General features: G+C 65.0%; 14 protein-coding genes. 5 read left to right on the forward strand and 9 right to left on the reverse strand.

The genetic code is table 11. From position 1 onward, the window contains the following. Positions 1-3: 3 nt before the first annotated feature. The 6 genes from RBA40_RS20525 to RBA40_RS20550 all read right to left on the reverse strand — a co-directional run bounded on the left by RBA40_RS20525 (position 4) and on the right by RBA40_RS20550 (position 8,420). A complete protein-coding gene (locus tag RBA40_RS20525; protein WP_306649602.1) occupies positions 4-1,359 on the reverse strand; it encodes an MFS transporter in 1,356 nt (451 codons plus the stop codon). Positions 1,360-1,376: 17 nt separating this feature from the next. Then, entirely contained in the window at positions 1,377-2,309 is a 933-nt protein-coding gene (locus tag RBA40_RS20530; protein WP_306649603.1) for a PfkB family carbohydrate kinase, read from the reverse strand. A 43-nt stretch (positions 2,310-2,352) separates the two neighbouring features. Beyond that, positions 2,353-4,200, reverse strand: a complete 1,848-nt coding sequence (locus RBA40_RS20535) for an alpha-amylase family glycosyl hydrolase (RefSeq protein ID WP_306649604.1) — start codon at positions 4,198-4,200, stop codon at positions 2,353-2,355. A 59-nt stretch (positions 4,201-4,259) separates the two neighbouring features. Beyond that, positions 4,260-6,542, reverse strand: a complete 2,283-nt coding sequence (locus tag RBA40_RS20540) for a TonB-dependent receptor domain-containing protein (protein ID WP_306649605.1) — start codon at positions 6,540-6,542, stop codon at positions 4,260-4,262. Positions 6,543-6,746: 204 nt separating this feature from the next. Beyond that, a complete protein-coding gene (locus tag RBA40_RS20545) occupies positions 6,747-7,796 on the reverse strand; it encodes a LacI family DNA-binding transcriptional regulator (RefSeq protein ID WP_306649606.1) in 1,050 nt (349 codons plus the stop codon). A 15-nt stretch (positions 7,797-7,811) separates the two neighbouring features. Further along, positions 7,812-8,420, reverse strand: coding sequence for a glutathione S-transferase family protein (locus tag RBA40_RS20550; RefSeq protein ID WP_306649607.1), 609 nt, complete (start codon positions 8,418-8,420; stop codon positions 7,812-7,814). Positions 8,421-8,597: 177 nt separating this feature from the next. Between RBA40_RS20550 and purB the strand changes: the two genes are divergently transcribed. Both purB and RBA40_RS20560 read left to right on the forward strand, forming a co-directional pair. Continuing rightward, positions 8,598-9,977, forward strand: coding sequence for an adenylosuccinate lyase (purB, locus tag RBA40_RS20555; protein WP_306649608.1), 1,380 nt, complete (start codon positions 8,598-8,600; stop codon positions 9,975-9,977). A 152-nt stretch (positions 9,978-10,129) separates the two neighbouring features. Then, positions 10,130-10,723: a glycine zipper 2TM domain-containing protein gene (locus RBA40_RS20560; protein ID WP_306649609.1), complete on the forward strand. Its 594-nt coding sequence runs from the start codon at positions 10,130-10,132 to the stop codon at positions 10,721-10,723. Between the two features lie 61 nt (positions 10,724-10,784). Here RBA40_RS20560 and RBA40_RS20565 read toward each other — a convergent pair whose 3' ends face one another. Then, positions 10,785-11,222, reverse strand: a complete 438-nt coding sequence (locus RBA40_RS20565) for a zinc-ribbon domain containing protein (RefSeq protein ID WP_306649610.1) — start codon at positions 11,220-11,222, stop codon at positions 10,785-10,787. Next, complete coding sequence (locus RBA40_RS20570; protein WP_306649611.1) at positions 11,219-13,147, reverse strand: TOL_0244 family TonB-dependent receptor; 1,929 nt, start codon at positions 13,145-13,147, stop codon at positions 11,219-11,221. The genes RBA40_RS20565 and RBA40_RS20570 overlap by 4 nt, the downstream gene beginning before the upstream one ends. Positions 13,148-13,332: 185 nt before the next feature. On the opposite strand from RBA40_RS20570, the gene RBA40_RS20575 reads away from it, so the two are divergent. The 3 genes from RBA40_RS20575 to RBA40_RS20585 all read left to right on the forward strand — a co-directional run bounded on the left by RBA40_RS20575 (position 13,333) and on the right by RBA40_RS20585 (position 15,074). Then, complete coding sequence (locus RBA40_RS20575; protein WP_306649612.1) at positions 13,333-13,860, forward strand: cytochrome b; 528 nt, start codon at positions 13,333-13,335, stop codon at positions 13,858-13,860. Positions 13,861-13,888: 28 nt separating this feature from the next. Then, positions 13,889-14,443 carry a YceI family protein gene (locus tag RBA40_RS20580; protein WP_306649613.1) on the forward strand — a complete coding sequence of 185 codons (555 nt, stop codon included), beginning with the start codon at positions 13,889-13,891 and terminating at the stop codon, positions 14,441-14,443. Between the two features lie 61 nt (positions 14,444-14,504). After that, the gene (locus RBA40_RS20585) at positions 14,505-15,074 is read left to right on the forward strand and encodes a YceI family protein (RefSeq protein ID WP_306649614.1); all 570 of its coding nucleotides are present in this window, start codon (positions 14,505-14,507) and stop codon (positions 15,072-15,074) included. A gap of 88 nt (positions 15,075-15,162) precedes the next feature. On the opposite strand, the gene RBA40_RS20590 is transcribed toward RBA40_RS20585, so the two are convergent. After that, positions 15,163-16,305 (reverse strand): hypothetical protein, encoded by a 1,143-nt coding sequence (locus RBA40_RS20590; protein WP_306649615.1) that lies wholly within the window; start codon positions 16,303-16,305, stop codon positions 15,163-15,165. Between the last annotated feature and the right edge of the window lie 34 nt (positions 16,306-16,339).

Below are 16,339 nucleotides of genomic sequence, written 5' to 3' on the forward strand. Positions count from 1 at the left end.
CGCCTATGGCTTCGAGCCGGCGAGCGCGGACGGCGCGGGCGGCGCATCGGCGCGCCGCGGTTGATCGACCTTTACGCGCAGCACAGCTGCCGCCGCGCACAGCATGAGGGCGCCGGCAAGCATTATAACGTTCTCGGGATTGCCGCCAAGCCAACTGCGGTAGTACAGCGGCAGCGTGATAATCTGGATGATCATCGGGATCACGATGAACATGTTAAAGATGCCCATGTAGACACCGGTGCGCTCCGGCGGAATGCTCCCGGCCAGCATGATGTACGGGTTGCCCATGATGCTGGCCCAGGCCAGGCCGATACCCACCATCGGTATCAGCAGCAGCGCGGGCGAGCGGATCTGCGGAATCGCCAGCATGCCAATGCCGGCCAGCGCCAGGCACAGGCAATGCATGACCTTCGGTCCGTGGCGGCGCGTGTACGGCACCAGCGCAAAGGCCCCGACAAAGGCAACGAAGTTATAGAACGCGCCGATCTGGCCATTGAGCAGCCCGGCGTCGCGAAAGCCCTGCGAGGCCGGATCGGTGGTGCCGTAGAGGGTGGTGGCCAGCGACAGCGTGATGTATTGCCAGTAGCAGAACATCGCGTACCACTGGAACAGCTTGACCAGCGCCAGCTGCTTCATCGTCGGCGGCATCTCGCGCATCGCGCTGCCGATCTCGCGCAGGGTGTGCGTGAAGCCCTGCGGCTGGGCGCGGATCGCCGCCACTTCGCGCGCACTCAGGGGATGCTCCCTGGTGGTCTTCAGTGTCCACAGCACCGACGTGATCGACAGCACCGCGCCGATCAAAAAGGCGGCGATGACGATGTGCGGGATCTGGCTGGCGTTGACGGCATCCTTGTTCATCCCCGCCAGCACCAGCAGCGACGGTGTCAGGTAGGCCAGGGTCTGCCCCAGTCCCGTGAACGCGCTCTGGGTCATGAAGCCCAGCGAATGCTGCGCGGGATCGAGCTTGTCGCTCACGAAAGCGCGGTACGGCTCCATCGTCACGTTGTTGGCCGCGTCGAGGATCCACAGCAGGCTGGCGGCCATCCACAGGGTGGGACTGAACGGCATGAACAGCAGGCCGATGCTGCACAGGATCGCGCCGAGCAGGAAGTATGGCGTACGCCGCCCCCAGCGCGTGACGGTGCGGTCGCTCATGGCGCCCACGATGGGCTGGACGATCAGGCCCGTCACCGGGCCGGCCAGCCACAGGTAGGGCAGGCTGGCCTCGTCGGCGCCGAGGTAGTTGTAGATCGGGCTCATGCTGCTTTGCTGCAGGCCGAAGCTGAACTGGATGCCGAAAAATCCGACGTTCATGTTCACGATCTGCCAGAACGACAAGGTGGGTTTGGTGGTCGACATGGTGCTCTTTCGTGGGATCAGTCGGCAAGCCAGCGCGCGATGTAGGGCGCGTAAAAGGCGCGCCCGGCCGGCACCGCGCCGGGGATGGCGCAGACGGCGCCGGCAAACTCGTTGGCGCGCGCCAGCGTGAGCTCGAGCGGCCAGCCGCGCTCGCGCCCCAGCAAAAAGAGCGCCGAAAAGGCGTCGCCGGCACCGACCGTGTCGACCATGCGCGCCGGCTTGACGGTATCGGCATGGACCAGGGTGGCGCCGCCGGCGCCGAAGTACACCGAGCCGCGCGGCCCGAGCGTGACGATCAGGGCTTCGAGCGAGAAGATGCGGATCAAGGCCGCGCATGCGCCACGCACGCCGCTGCTGCCCATGTCGCCGGTGTCGTGGCGCGTGTGGGTGTACCAGCTGAACAGGTCTTGCAGCTCCTCTTCGTTGACCTTGACGATGTCGGCCTCGTGCAGCGACTCGAACACGCAGCGCTCGCTGACCTGGCCTTTGCGCACATTCAGGTCCAGGTAGCGCAATGCGTCGCTGGCGCGCAGCAGCGCGCGCAGCGCCCCGCGCGAGGTCGGGTGGCGCTGCGCCAGCGTGCCGAAATAGACGGTCGATGGCGTGCCGGCGGCGGCCAGCGCGGCGGCGCTGTCGATGCGGTCGTAGGCCTGGTCGGGCAAGATGGTGAAACGATGACCGTCATCGCCACGTTCGACCAGCACGCGTCCGGTCGGCTCGGTGGCGTCGAACTGCAAGCCCTGCTGCGCCAGGCCGAACTGCTCGAACTGCGCGCGCAGCAGCACGCCGGCCGGGTCGTCGCCGATGCGCGTGACCATCAACGGCGCGCTGCCGAACGCCGCCAGGTTGCGCGCCACGTTGAAGGGCGCGCCGCCCACCACCTGCTCGGTAAGAAAATCGTCGACCAGCGCCTCTCCGAACACCACGATCGGTCCTGTCACCATATCCATGTCTGCGGCCTTCCTTCAACTTGATCCATCGTTAATGATCATATTACGCGGGGCGTTCCAGCCACAGCATGTCCCACGGCGCCAGCGCGATGGCGTCGCCCGCGCCCGGCCACTGCCCCGCGCCGATGGCGGACAGGCTGAACGAGAGCGGCTGCGCCGAAAAATTCGACAGGCTCAGAAAGCGCTCGCCGCGCGTGAGCGCCAGCAAGGCGGGGTATGGCGTCTCGAGCAGCGCGCGCGGCGCACCGGCGGCCAGCATCGGCAAGCCGCGCCGCCGTTCGAGCAGCGCGCACAGGGTGCCGAACACGCGCCCGGCCGGACTCGATCGATCGTGGCGCTGCGCGTAACGCAGCTGGTCGAACGGTGCGCGCTGCACCCAGCGCGTGTCGCGCGCGCGCCCGGCGTCGCCGAGATACGTGTGATCGTTTTGCATGCCCAGTTCATCGCCCATGTACAGCATCGGCAAGCCGCCGAAAGCCAGCGCCAGGCCATGCAGCAGCATCAGGCGCCGCAGCGCGTATGCCTCCTGCTCCGCGCCCTGGGCCGTCTCCAGGCCCGCCAGCGCGGCGGCGCTGCCGTTGGTGCCATGCACGGCGCGCCCGGCGCTGGTCTGGAACGCCACGCCGGCGGCGAAGCTGGCGCTGTCGCCGCCCCGGTAAAAATCGGCGATGGCGGCCAGCCGCGGCGCGCCCGCCTCGGCGCGCAGCACGTTCCAGCCGATGTCGTCGTGGCAGCGCACATAGGTCAGCCAGCTGGCGGCCGGCGGCAGCGCCGGCGTGGCGGCGGCAACGGCGCGCAGCAGGCCGGCGTCCTGTTCGGCCAGCGCGGCCCAGCCGGCCGCCATCAGGGTGCTGTGGTAGGCCAGGTGGCACTCGCGCGCCGCGCCGCCCGCAGCGCCGAAGTAGGCGGGCAGCTCGCGCGTGGGCACGATGGCTTCGGCCTTGAGCAGCACGCCGGGCGCGGCGATTTCCACGATCGCGCGCAGCACCTGCAGCAGTTGGTGCGCCTCCGGCTGGTTCATGCAGTCGCTGCCCTCGCGCTTCCACAGGAAGGCGGTCGAATCGAGCCGGAACACCTCCACGCCGCGGTTGGCAAGGCGCAGCAGGCTCTGGACCATCGCCGACAGCACTTGCGGATTGGCGTAGTTCAGGTCCCATTGAAACGGATAGAACGTGGTCCACACCCAGCCCTGCATCGCATCGACCCAGGTGAAGTTGCCGGGCGCCGCCTCGGGAAAAATCTGGCCCACCGTCTGTTCGTAGCGGTCCGGCTGTTCGCGGTCGGGGAAGACATGGAAGTAATCGCGCAGCGCCACGTCGCCCTCTTTGGCGCCGAGCGCCCAGGCATGATCGTCGGCCACGTGATTGAGCACCAGGTCGGAGCACAGGCTGATACCGGCGTCGCGCAGCGCCGCCGTCAGGGCCAGCAGGTCGGCCCCGGTGCCGAGGGCCGGATCGACCTCGTCGAAGCTGGCCACCGCGAAGCCGCCGTCGCTCTCGCCGGCGCGCGGGCGCAGGAAGGGCAGCAGGTGCAGATAAGTCACACCCATCTCGCGCAGGTGCGCGATGCGCCCGATGACGCCGCGCAGACTGCCGCCGAACTGCTGCACGTAGGCGCTGTAGCCGAGCATGTGCTGGCCGGCGAACCAGGCGGGATCGGCGGCGCGCCGGGCGTCGAGCGCCAGCAGTTCGGGCGAACGCGCGCCGTGCAGCGCGCCGACGGCGCCCATCAGGTCCGCGTACCACGCGTGAAAATCGGCGCGGTGGCCGTACAGCCGCTGCAGGCGGTCCAGCAATACCGGCGCGTGCCGGGCGTAGCGCTGCGCCGCCTGCTCGCGCAGGTGAAGAGGCAGCGCGTCGAGCATGCGCTGCTGCGGTGAGAAAGTGGTCATGGTGGCCAAAAAAAAAGCCGCGGCCGGCGCAAGGGTGGACGCGCCGGCCGCGGCGGGGCTTAGAATGCGTACCTGATGCTGGCCTTGATCGCACGGCCGCTGATCGAACGGGCGGCATGGCCGTCGCCTTCGACTTCGGTGTAGCCGATCTTGTTGAACAGGTTGTTCGCGCTCAGCGCGAGCTGGGTACGCTCGCCCAACTGGTAATTGAAGAAGCCATGCACGACCGCGTAGGCCGGCATGATGATGGTGTGGGCGTCGTCGGCCCACGATTTTCCGGTGCCGATCGCGCTCACGCCGAAGCTGGCGTCCCCCATGACATAGCTCGGCGTGAGCTGGTACACCACCTTGGCCTGGCGCCGCGGGGTATTGCCGATGACGGCTTCGCCGCCGGGCGCGGTGGCGGTGATCTTGGCATGCGTGTAGGTCAGGCCGCCGGCCACGCGCAACGCGCCGCCGTTGTAGGCCGCTTCCAGCTCGACGCCCTTGGCGTCGTAGCTGTTGGCGGTACTGCGCTGCGTCGTCGCCTCGTAATTCGATTCGCGCGTCCTGGCCTGGAAGACGGTGGCGAAGGTGCTGATGCCGCCCTTGCGCCATTTGACGCCGCCTTCGAGCTGCTTGACCGTGTTGATGCTGATCGGCGCGCTGCCGTCCAGCGGAGAGCCGAACAGGATGCGGTCGGCATTGAAGGCGACGCCGTCGCTGGCGCGCGCGAACACGGCCAGACCGGTGGCCAGCTTGTAGTTGCCGCCCACCGAATACGAGGTGCGCGCGACGTCATAGTCGACCTGCTGCGCCGTGGCCGGGTCGTAGCGCGCGGCGCCGGTGGCGATGTTGGCGCTGCCGCTGGCGCTTTGCATGTCGCGCCGCAGGCTGGCATCGACATTGAGTGCGCCGCGCTCGAGGCCCAGGTTCACGTAAGGAGAGGTCAGCTTGTATTGCATGTCGACCGCGCGCGAACAGCAGGCGCCGAACGCCGGTCCGACCAGGCCGGGCGTGGCGCTGGCGGTGCGCAGCAGCGCCGGCTGGTCGCCGCTGGCCTGCATCAGGTATTCGTTGAAGTTCCAGGTCAGCCCGAGGTTTTGCACCGACAGGTACAGACCGGCGGTGGCAGTCAGCCTGGTGCCCTGGCCCGGCGTAAAGGTCTTCGACAGCCGGGTGTCGTTGAACACGGCGCCGGCGTCGTCGATCGACGTATTGAATACCACCGCGGAAAAGGCACGGCCGCTGTACGCCTTGCCGGCATGCGGCCCGGTGGCGAAGGTGTACTCGCCGATGCTGCCGTTATTGCCCGCGAAGACGCCGATGAAGCGGCCCGTGTTGTCCGACCAGCGCAGTTTCTCGCTCACGCTCCAGCCGTCGCCCAGCCTGAACTGCGCTTCGATCCCGATGGCGGTACTCTTGACCGCCAGGCCATCGTTCACATCGCTCGATACCTGGCCGTTGTCCTTGGCGAGCGTGACGTCGCGCACCCAGTGCGGCGAATAGAAGCTCGCGTCGCGCGGGTCGATGCCGGGGATGGCGGAGATGACCTTGCCGCTCACCTGGACCGGCACCGGCAGGCCGGCCGGCGTCTTGTCGTTCAGGTGCTTGAACGAGAACCGGATGAAACCCTGATCCATCTCATGGGTGACGTTGGCGCGGATCTGGCCACCCTGTTCGCTGTTCATGCCGGTCTTGCGGATCCCCTCGCCGTACCGGTAAAAGCCGCCCACGAAGAAGCGCGTCTTGTCCGACAAGGGCGCGCCGTAGTCGAAGTCGACCCGCGTGGTGTCGTAATCGAGGCCCTTGGTCAGGCCGACGCTGCCGCCCTTCTCGACCCCGGTCTTGCTGATGAAATTGATGATGCCGCCCGGCGCGTTGCTGGCCAGGGTCGATGCGGAGCCGCCGCGCACCACTTCCAGGTGATCGAGGCTGCCATCGATCTTGACGTAGCTGTCGGGCGTAATGAAGTTGAAGTCGCCCGATTGCAGCACCGGCAAGCCGTCTTCCTGGATCTGCACGTAGCGCGCGCCGCCGGCCGAGACCGGCACGCCGCGCACCGAAATGTTGGCATTGCCTTCGCCGCCGGACGACTCCGAGCGCACGCCCGGGATCGAGCGCAGCACGTCGGCGGCGCTGGTGGGCGCGGTCTTGAGGACGGCGTCGAGCTCCATCGTGCTCACCGAGACGCTCGACTTCATTTTCGACGCGCCGCCGCTGGTGCCGGTGACGACGACGCGCTCCATGTTCAGGCCGTCGGTGGCGCTCGCCTCGGCGGACGGGGTTTGCTGGGCGGCGGCGCCGATGTGAAGCAGCGCGATGGACACGGCCGTGGCCATGCGGGTGGTCTGGATTGTCATAGTCTCCTCCGGTAGGGGGTGCGCCGTCGAGCGGCGCTTATTGGTGTGTGCGAGCAGATTATGACTCAGGCAATTTTTTAATGCAATCGATTGCATAACAATCCACTACCTGCCCATGAGGCTTTTTTTCCACAGGATCGTGGAAAAGTGCAATCGATTACATTCTGTTCGGGAAAGCGTTGAAAACTTACTTGAACCGGAAAATCAGGTGGACGTTGCGCGGACGATCAGCTCGGTCGGCAACTGCAGCGAGCCCGCCGGCTGGCTCTCGACGAGCGCCAGCAGCGCCCCCACCAGCGCCTGGCCGGCGGCGCGGATCGGCTGGCGGATCGTGGTCAGCGGTGGATGGAAGTAGGTGGACAGTTCGATGTCGTCATAACCGACCACCGCGACGTCATCGGGCACCTGCTTGCCGAGCGCGCGCAGGGTGTTAATCGCGGTCATGGCCAGCAAGTCGCTGCAGGCGAACGCCGCATCGTAGGGCACGGCGCGGCGCTCGATCTCGCGCACCGCCTGCTCGCCGCCCTCGGGCAGGAACGACACCGACACCCGCAGTTGCGGATCGAGCGGCAGGCCATGCCTGGCCAGTGCGTTGCAATAGCCGCTGTAGCGCTGCGCGACTTCAGGCAGGTTGATATCGCCGAAAAACGCGATGCGCTTGCGGCCCGCCGCGATCAGGTGCTCGGTGGCCAGCATGCCGCCGCTGACGTTGTCGCCGCCGACCGTGGTGTAGAGCTGCTGCGGCAGTTGCGCCCCCCACACCACGATCGGCACATGGCGCGCCGCCAGCTGGTTGAGCTGGTCGTGATGGCGCCACTGGCCGATCAGGATAATGCCGATCACGCGCCCGGTATCGAAAGGCATGGCGGCCGCGTCGAGCTGCTCGGCGTCCACGCGCGAGAGCAGCATGTCGAAACCGCGCTCGGTCAGCGCATCGGCCAGGCTGCCGAGCATGCTCAGGAAAAAAGGATCGGACAAATGCTGGCGCGTCGCCGAATCGTAGGGAACGACCACGCCGACCGTGCGGTTCTGCTTGAGCCGCAGGTTCTGCGCGCCGATATTGATGGTGTACTTGAGAGAACTGGCCAGCTCGAGGATGCGGGTGCGGGTTTCCTCGTTGACCAGCGGGCTGCGGTTGAGCGCGCGCGACACGGTCGCTTTCGACACGCCGGCAAGGCGCGCGATGTCGGCCATCTGCAAACGCTTTTGCGCGGCGCTGCCTGCAGCGTCGTCGTCCGGTGGAGAAGTACCCATTGCCGCGCAGTGCGTTTAGAACGGCACCGTGTCTTTGAACGATGGGCGCTCGGAGAGCTTGTCGAACAGCTTGGCCAGGTTGGGGTAGTCGGTACGCCAGTCGATCTCGGGGAAGCGGAAAGCGATCCAGCCGAGCGCGCAGCCGACGGCGACGTCGGCCAGGGTGTAGTGGTTGCCCTTGCAGAAAGGCGACTCGCCCAGGTTGGCCGACATGATGGCCAGGCCCGCGTGCACCTTGCCCATCTGGCGTTCGATCCAGGCGGCGCTCTGCTGCTCTTCCGGACGCAGGGTTTTTTCCAGGCGCACCAGGACGGCGGCATCGAGCACGCCGTCGGCCAGCGCTTCCCAGACCTTGATGTCGGAGCGGTCGCGTCCGTTCGGCGGGAGCAGCTTGCATACCGGCGTGAGGGTGTCGATGTACTCGACAATGACGCGCGAATCGTACATCGAGCTGCCATCTTCCATGATCAGGCAGGGCACCTTGCCCAGCGGATTGGACAGATGAATCTTCGTTTCGGCCGTCCAGACGTTCTCGAGTTCGAGATCATAGTCGAGCTTTTTCTCGGCCATGACGACACGAACCTTGCGGACAAACGGACTGGCGGTGGAACCGATGAGTTTCATAGATGCTTAGAGTGAACGATTGACCGACAGTATAGCATCGCGCCCGGCGTGCGATGGCCCCCAAAGCGGCGCCCGGACACGCTTGCAACATAGGCTTGACAAGGCCGCCGGTGGTAAAATGTCGGTCTTTGCAGCAATGCACACAGCTCATCCATTCCTCCATAAGCGCCCTCTCCCATGACCTCTACCGCTCCTTACTCCACGCTGTCGGCCCTGTCCCCGCTGGATGGCCGCTACGCCGCCAAGACCGACAAACTGCGTCCGATCCTGTCCGAAGCCGGCTTCATGCACCATCGCGTGAAGGTGGAGATTTCCTGGCTGCAGGCGCTGTCGCAAGCCGGTTTCGCCGAGCTCAAGCCGTTCTCGGCTGAAGCGAGCGCCCTGCTCGACAAGCTGGCCAGCGACTTCAGCGAAGGCGACGCGGCCGCCATCAAGCAAGAGGAAGCGGTTACCAACCATGACGTCAAGGCGGTCGAGTACTGGCTCAAGAAACAGGTCAAGGATGTGCCGGAACTGGTTGCGGCGACCGAATTCATTCACTTTGCATGCACCTCGGAAGACATCAACAACACCTCGCACGGGATGATGCTCAAGGCCGCGCGCGACGGCGTGATGCTGCCGGCGCTGCAGGGCCTGGTCAGCAAGCTGACCCAGATCGCGCATGCCAACGCCGATCTGCCGATGCTTTCGCGCACGCACGGCCAGACGGCCAGCCCGACCACCCTGGGCAAGGAAATGGCGAACGTGGTTGCGCGCCTGAAACGCGCGATCAAGCGCATTGCCGACGTTGAAATCCTGGGCAAGATGAACGGCGCGGTCGGCAACTACAACGCCCACCTGTCGGCCTATCCCGATTTTGACTGGGAAACGTTCTCGAAGAACGTGATCGAACAGCGCCTGGGCTTGACCTTCAATCCGTACACGATCCAGATCGAGCCGCACGATTACATGGCCGAGCTGTTCGATGCGATCGCGCGCACCAACACCATCCTGCTCGATCTGAACCGCGATATCTGGGCCTACATTTCGCTCGGTTACTTCAAGCAGACGACCAAGGCGGGCGAGATCGGTTCGTCGACCATGCCGCACAAGGTCAATCCGATCGACTTTGAAAATTCCGAGGGCAACCTGGGGCTGGCCAATGCTGTGCTCAAGCACATGGCGGAAAAGCTGCCGGTCTCGCGCATGCAGCGCGACTTGACCGACTCGACCGTGCTGCGCAATATCGGCGTCGGCTTCGGTTACGCGCTGCTGGCGTACGACAGCTGCCTGCGCGGCCTGAACAAGCTGGAGGTGAACGCGGCGCGCCTGGAGCAGGATCTGGATGCGAACTGGGAAGTGCTGGCCGAGCCGGTGCAGACCGTGATGCGCCGCTATGGGATTGCCAACCCGTACGAGCAGCTCAAGGAACTGACGCGCGGCAAGGGCATTTCCAAGGATGCGCTGCGCGAGTTCGTGCTGACCCTGGCGATTCCGCAGGAAGCGAAGGACTTGTTGCTGGCCATGACGCCGTCGAACTACGTGGGCATTGCGGCCAAGCTGGCCAAGGCGGTCTGAGTCGTTTTTCAGCATCGTCCGCACCACAATCGTCAAAACGGGCCTGCGGGCCCGTTTTACATTCACTTACGACTGATACGGGTTGGGGGCTAGGCGCCGAGGATGCGCTGCGTTAATCTTTTACTCAAGATTAAACGAACAGGAGCACTACCATGGAACAGATCAACACAGCCTCGCGTATCCACCCCCTGATGGCGACCGCAGCGTTGTCGGTCATCGCGCTCAGCGTGGCGGGCACCGCGGCCATCACTGGCCTGCTTCCAAGCTCCAAGGCCGACACCAGCGCGGTGGCCACGGCGCCGCAGCAACTGACAGCACCCCAGGCGCTTGCAGCGCTGCCATCCCCGACGGCGCCACAGCTGGCGGCGCAGCCGACCCCGACGGCGCAGCAACTGGCCGACGCACAGATGCTGGTGGCAAAGTATTCGCCGCAAGCCGTGCAGCCGCGGCCAGCGCCGGAAGTGGAGTACGAGAAGCCGGTCGTGAAGAAAGTGGTCCACACGCCGCGCCGCGCGCCGCAGCAGACCCGGGTGGCGCAGCAGCAGGCGCCGAACTACCGCGCGCAGCCTGCGCAGCCCGCGCAGCAAGCCAGCCAGCCTAACTACGTGGGCATCGGTGCGGGGGCTGTCATCGGCGGCCTGCTCGGTAACCAGATTGGCGGCGGCCGGGGCAAAAAGCTTGCCACGGTAGCCGGTGCGATCGGTGGCGGCTTCCTGGGCAACGAAATCGCCAACCGCGCCAAGTAAGCCGTCGGCGCGCGCCGTGAACTGGCCCGGGAAAGTCGGACATCAATCCGGCCTTCCCGGGTCAGTTCACGTCGGCCGCCTGGTCGAGCAACTTTTGCAGCATGGTTTTAGCCGCGCCATTCTCCCTGGCGCCGTAACGCTGGTGCGCCAGCAGCAACGCGCGCCAGGTCGACAAGAACACCGCATCGCGCGCCAGCGCCGGTTTCGACTGCGCCCACTGCGCCTCGCAGGCGGCGATCTTGTTCTCCACTACATGGCACTCGCGCCAGCATGCCTCGCACAACTTGCGCTGCACATTGATGTGGGTCTTCCTGACCTCGTATGCAATCTTTTGCTCGGCTGCGCTGAATAGCGCATCCTTGCGGCACGCGCGGCACCGGTACGCATGGTCGGTGTAGTGCTTACGAAACGACGCCGCCACGGTGCCCTGGCTTTTGTCCGACCACTGCGTGGGATCGGCCGGCGCCGTGGCTGGCGGCGGCACCACTTTTTTTTTCAATTACGCCACACCAGCTTGAGCGCGATTTCACGCGGCACTTCCGCGCGCGTGGCCAGCGGCCCGTACTCGGCATGCGCGCCGTTCAGGTTATGCCCGGACAGCGACAGTTCCACATTGGGGCGCAAGCGCCAGCCGAAACGCGCGTCCAGCGCGCGGTAGCCGGGCACCTTGTCGCTCTTGAGCGACGCCACCTTGCGCACGGCCAGTTCAAGCTCCTTGTCAGCGGACAGGGTGAAGGTGGAACGCAGCTGCGCCGTGTGCGACGGGTCGCGTCCGCTGGTGAGCGGCGCGGGCGCGTCGTTGCTGCCCGGCTTGAGCGAAAAGCGCTGGTGCAGCGCCATCCAGCCCGCGTTCAGGCGCCAGTACGGCGCGGCCTGGCAGCTGCCCCACATTTCGATGCCGCTCGACTTGCCTTCCATTTTGCTGTCGAAGGTCAGGAAGCCACCCTGCACGTTATATTCCTGGGTGCGCAAATGATCGTAGCGGTTGTGGAACGCGGTGGCCGAGTACGACAGTTGCGGCAGCGGCTGGCCGCGGTAGCCAAGCTCGAATACTTTCGCCACTTCGGAACGCACCTGCGGCCCGCCGCGCAGGAAATACGGGGCGTTGCCGGGAACGAAGGTGGCGGCGTCGAGCCGCGACGGCGCGCGTACCGTGCGCGAGAGGCCACTCCACAGCGCATTGTGCGGCGCCACCTGCCAGGCCAGGCGCAGGCTGGGAAGGAATTCCGCGCCGGTGTAGTCGTTGCGCTCGACCCGCGCACCCAGGATCAGGCGCAGGTCCTCGCGCAAGGCGAGCTCATCCTGTGCGAACAGGCTCGACCAGTTCTGGTTGACCTTGGCAGGCAAAAACGCCACGGTCTTGCTGTTGGTCACCGCGTCCCAGGTGTGGCGGAAATTCGCGCCCCATACCAGTTGCCCGATGCTGCTGGCAGGCAGGCTGTGCTGGAATTGCAGGTCGGCCACCTGGATGCGTTCGGCATACGTCGGCGGCACGTCGCGCTCGCTATGGTCGATGTAGCCCTGCAACATCAGGCTGCCGCCGCCGGCCAGGGCATGGGTCCAGCGCGCCGTCAGGCTGGCGCCGGATGAGCCGACCGTGCCCAGGTCGAGCTTGGTGCCGGTGGAGATCGCACCCGGTTCCGGCTGGTCGAGCGCGCCGCGATAGGCGTTGCCGACCACGCTGAACAGGTTGGCGCCGCTGCCCCAGTCGCGCCGCATGCCGGCCTGCCATTGGTGGCGCGCATCGTTGACCGGCGCACCGCTGGCCAGTTCCGTGTGGCCTTCCTTGACATAGCTGGCGTGCAGGCGCCAGTCGCCGCCCCCGCCCTGGCGCACCGCAACATGCTTGCCGCGCTGGCCGGCCTGCAGCGCCACCAGGCTGCCCTGGGTTGCGCTGGCGGCGCGCGTGGTGATGTTGATGACGCCGTTGACGGCATTCACGCCCCACAAGGTACCGCCGGGCCCGCTGATGACTTCGATCCGTTCTATGTCTTCGAGCATGACTTGCTGGGCATCCCAGGTCACGCCGGAAAAGAAGGGCGAATACACCGAGCGGCCGTCGATCAGCACCAGCAGTTTGTTGGGAACGGTGTTGCGGCTGCTGTTAAAGCCGCGCGCGCTGATGGCGTAGCCGTAGCCGCTGCTCTGCGCCACCTGCAAATTTGGCGCCAGGCGCAGCGCTTCGGGCACGCTGGCCACGCCCGAGCGGCGGATGTCGTCGGCCGTGATCACGAACACCGAGGCGGCGGCGGCGGCGAGGCGCTCGGGCTTTTTGGACACCGATGTGACCTGGATATTGGCCAGTTCCTCGATCGACATGTCGGCCATGGTGGCGGCCGCTACGGAGGATAGCTGCGCCGACGCCGGCAAGGCCAGCAACAGCAGCGGCCCGAATGCGGTCCAGCGCGAAAAAGTCGTAGTCATGACGTTCCAAGCTCAGCGATGCAGCGGTCGTTCCCGGGTTCGGTGATGAACTGGGTCTCGGGCAATTTTACAATATTCAACCCGCTGCACAGCCCGCGCACTATGGTAATCTGCCCTTCGCAAGCGGCGATGCTGTTTATTTGGTATATTAGTCCTAATACGTACTATTTCCAGGAGCAGGTCCAATGCAGGAACGCTACACCCTGACCGCGATTATTTTTCACTGGCTGATCGCCGTGCTGATCGTGGGCGCCTTCACCATGGGCCTGGTGATGACCGACATTCCGGGCTTCACGCCCACCAAGCTGCGCTACTATTCCTGGCATAAATGGGCCGGCGTGACCGTGCTGGCGCTGGCCGCCCTGCGCCTGCTGTGGCGCCTGACCCACGCCGCGCCCGCCTATCCGGCCAGCATGCCCGGCTGGCAAAAAGGCGCCGCCCACGGCTTGCACGGCATGCTGTACCTGCTGATGTTCGCGGTGCCGCTGTCGGGCTACCTGTACACCCTCTCGGCCGGCATTCCGGTGGTCTACTTCGGCCTGTTCGAGCTGCCCATCATCATCGCTGCCGATCCGGAACTGAAACCGGTGCTCAAAGGCGTGCATTACTGGCTCAACATGGCAATGGCCGGTGCCGTCGCCATGCACGTGGCGGCCGCCCTGAAACACCAGTTCATCGACCGCGACGGCGTGCTCAAGCGCATGCTGCCCTGAGTCACCCAATTCATCCCAAGGAGATTGTATGAATCTTACCAAAGGCACTTTGCTTGCCTCCCTGCTCGCCGTGGCGCTGGTCGCCAGTGCGGTGCCGCTCAAGACCGACCCGGCCAAAAGCATGGTGTCGGCCTCGTTCAAGCAAATGAACGTGCCGGTCGAAGCGAAGTTCACCAGATTTACGGCCAGCATCGATTACGACGCGGCCAAGCCGGACGCCGCCAAGGCCAGTGTCGAGATCGACACGACCAGCCTGGACCTGGGCGATCCGCTGATGAACAAGGAAGTAGCCAAGAAGGACTGGTTCAACTCCGCACAGTTTCCTAAAGCGACGTTTGTCTCTTCGGGAATCAAGGCGGCCGGCCCGGGCAAGATGACGGTCGCCGGCAAGCTGTCGATCAAGGGCAAGACGACCGATGTCAGCTTTCCGCTGACGGTGAAAACCGAGGCCGGCAAGCATACTTTCGATGGCGCGCTGCCCATCAAGCGCCTTACTTACAACATCGGCGACGGCGAGTGGAAAGACACGAGCATGGTGGCCGATGAAGTCGTCATCAAATTCCGCGTCAGCGCGGCGCAGTAAACGCACTACCCTCACTCATACGCACGCTTTTAACATTGCACATTTCACTCAAGGGACACCCATGAAAATCAAGCACCTGATCGTTGCCATGCTCGCCACCGCGACCGCCACCGCCGCCTTCGCCGCCGACACCTACAAGATCGACCCGACCCATACCTTCCCGAGCTTTGAAGCCGACCACATGGGCATTTCCATTCTGCGCGGCAAGTTCACCAAAACCGAAGGCACCGTCGTGCTCGACCGCGCCGCGAAAACCGGTTCGATCGACATCAAGATCGATGCCGATTCGCTCGATTTCGGTAACGATAAACTGAACAAGCACGCCAAGAACGAAGACATGTTCGACGTCGCCAAGTTCAAGGACATTACCTACACCTCGAAGTCGATCACCTTCAAGGGCGAAACCCCGATTTCGGTCGACGGCACCCTGACCCTGCACGGCGTGAGCAAGCCTGTGACGCTGACCATCAACAAGTTCAAGTGCATCATTCACCCGATGCACAAGAAGGAAGTGTGCGGCGCCGATGCATCGGCTGAATTCAAGCGCACCGATTTCGGCATCAGCTACGCCGTGCCACCGTTCGCACCGGAAGTCAAACTGCAGATCCAGGTCGAAGCGGTGAAGAACTAAGCAGCGTTGCTCCAGACGCGGAAAAGCCTCGCTTCCTTGACGGGAAGCGAGGCTTTTTTTAGGTGCTCACTAGATTGCGCAGCCCGGCTTAGCGGCCATCGCGGTCGAAGTCGCCCGGCATGGCGCGCTCGACTTTATCCCACGCCGCGCGGGTGGCCGACTTGGCTTGCTGCCAGTTCAGGCGCGACTTGCCTTTGACGGTTTCCCATTCATCCGACAGGTTGTTCTCTACCGAATCGAAGTTGGTGCCGGCATAACGGCCGCGGCTGTTGTAGCCGAGTTCGTAGGCAGGACCGTAGTCGTCATAGGTGTAGCCCGGCGAATAGTACGGAGCGGTCTGGTACGAACTGCGCCAGTAAGCCGACTCTTCTTCAGGATTGACCAGCTGGCCAGCCGCTTTACCGGCCATGCCGCCCGCCATCGCGCCGATTGCCGCGCCTGCCGCCATGCCGACCGGACCACCAACCGCACCAGCGGCTGCGCCCATCGCCGCGCCGCTACCGGCGCCCATGCCCTTGGCAAAGTGGTGCTCGTGCAGCTCATCGCCCGCTTTCGGGTTGATGACTTCGGCTGCACCCTTGCCGGCCAGGCCGCCGGCGATACCGCCGATTGCCGCACCTGCCGCCATGCCGATCGGGCCGGCCGCGGCGCCGATACCGGCACCGGTCAGTGCACCAGCGCCAGCGCCAACGCCGGTACCGATGATGTGCTCGCCTTTGTTTTCAGTCCAGCTGCGCTCGATGTGGCTTGCATCCTCATCGTTGCGTGGGTTCACACCCATCAGGATGCCGCCGTTCTTGATGCCTTCTTCATAGTGCACGACGCGTTCTTCAGGGATGCCGGCGCCGATCAGTGCGCCGACCAGGCCGCCGGCGATGCCGCCAGCGCCAGCACCGGCCAGGGCCGCTGCGATAGGACCGGCGACAACCAGGCCAATGCCAGGCAGGACCAGGGTGGTGCCGACGGCGGCGATGCCAGCCAATACAGCGCCGATGGTGCCGCCGATGCCGGCGCCAACGCCTGCGCCTTCAGCCGCTTTGCTGCCGAGTTCAGTATCGGTATCGTTGAAATAGGTTTTGCGGGTGTCGTCCGACATCATCAGCGTGACGTCGTCCTTGCTGTAGCCGCGGTCGGAGAGGGAGGTGTAAGCCCGCTCTGCACTGTCGCGATCACGGAACAGGCCGGTGACCATACGGGAATCTTTTTGGGTCGTGGTGTCGTAATTGCTCATTTCAATTTCCTTTCGAATTTTTGATGTGCGGGGC

The organism is Massilia pseudoviolaceinigra (assembly GCF_030846505.1).
Lineage (GTDB): Bacteria > Pseudomonadota > Gammaproteobacteria > Burkholderiales > Burkholderiaceae_D > Telluria_A > Telluria_A violaceinigra.

Bases quoted from the DNA above. Each gene is read 5' to 3' on its own strand.
- RBA40_RS20570 (WP_306649611.1), bottom strand. From the start codon at position 13,147: ATGACTACGACTTTTTCGCGCTGGACCGCATTCGGGCCGCTGCTGTTG.
- purB (WP_306649608.1), top strand. From the start codon at position 8,598: ATGACCTCTACCGCTCCTTACTCCACGCTGTCGGCCCTGTCCCCGCTG.
- RBA40_RS20590 (WP_306649615.1), bottom strand. From the start codon at position 16,305: ATGAGCAATTACGACACCACGACCCAAAAAGATTCCCGTATGGTCACC.
- RBA40_RS20535 (WP_306649604.1), bottom strand. From the start codon at position 4,200: ATGACCACTTTCTCACCGCAGCAGCGCATGCTCGACGCGCTGCCTCTT.
- RBA40_RS20575 (WP_306649612.1), top strand. From the start codon at position 13,333: ATGCAGGAACGCTACACCCTGACCGCGATTATTTTTCACTGGCTGATC.
- RBA40_RS20580 (WP_306649613.1), top strand. From the start codon at position 13,889: ATGAATCTTACCAAAGGCACTTTGCTTGCCTCCCTGCTCGCCGTGGCG.
- RBA40_RS20530 (WP_306649603.1), bottom strand. From the start codon at position 2,309: ATGGATATGGTGACAGGACCGATCGTGGTGTTCGGAGAGGCGCTGGTC.
- RBA40_RS20540 (WP_306649605.1), bottom strand. From the start codon at position 6,542: ATGACAATCCAGACCACCCGCATGGCCACGGCCGTGTCCATCGCGCTG.
- RBA40_RS20585 (WP_306649614.1), top strand. From the start codon at position 14,505: ATGAAAATCAAGCACCTGATCGTTGCCATGCTCGCCACCGCGACCGCC.
- RBA40_RS20545 (WP_306649606.1), bottom strand. From the start codon at position 7,796: ATGGGTACTTCTCCACCGGACGACGACGCTGCAGGCAGCGCCGCGCAA.
- RBA40_RS20560 (WP_306649609.1), top strand. From the start codon at position 10,130: ATGGAACAGATCAACACAGCCTCGCGTATCCACCCCCTGATGGCGACC.
- RBA40_RS20525 (WP_306649602.1), bottom strand. From the start codon at position 1,359: ATGTCGACCACCAAACCCACCTTGTCGTTCTGGCAGATCGTGAACATG.
- RBA40_RS20550 (WP_306649607.1), bottom strand. From the start codon at position 8,420: ATGAAACTCATCGGTTCCACCGCCAGTCCGTTTGTCCGCAAGGTTCGT.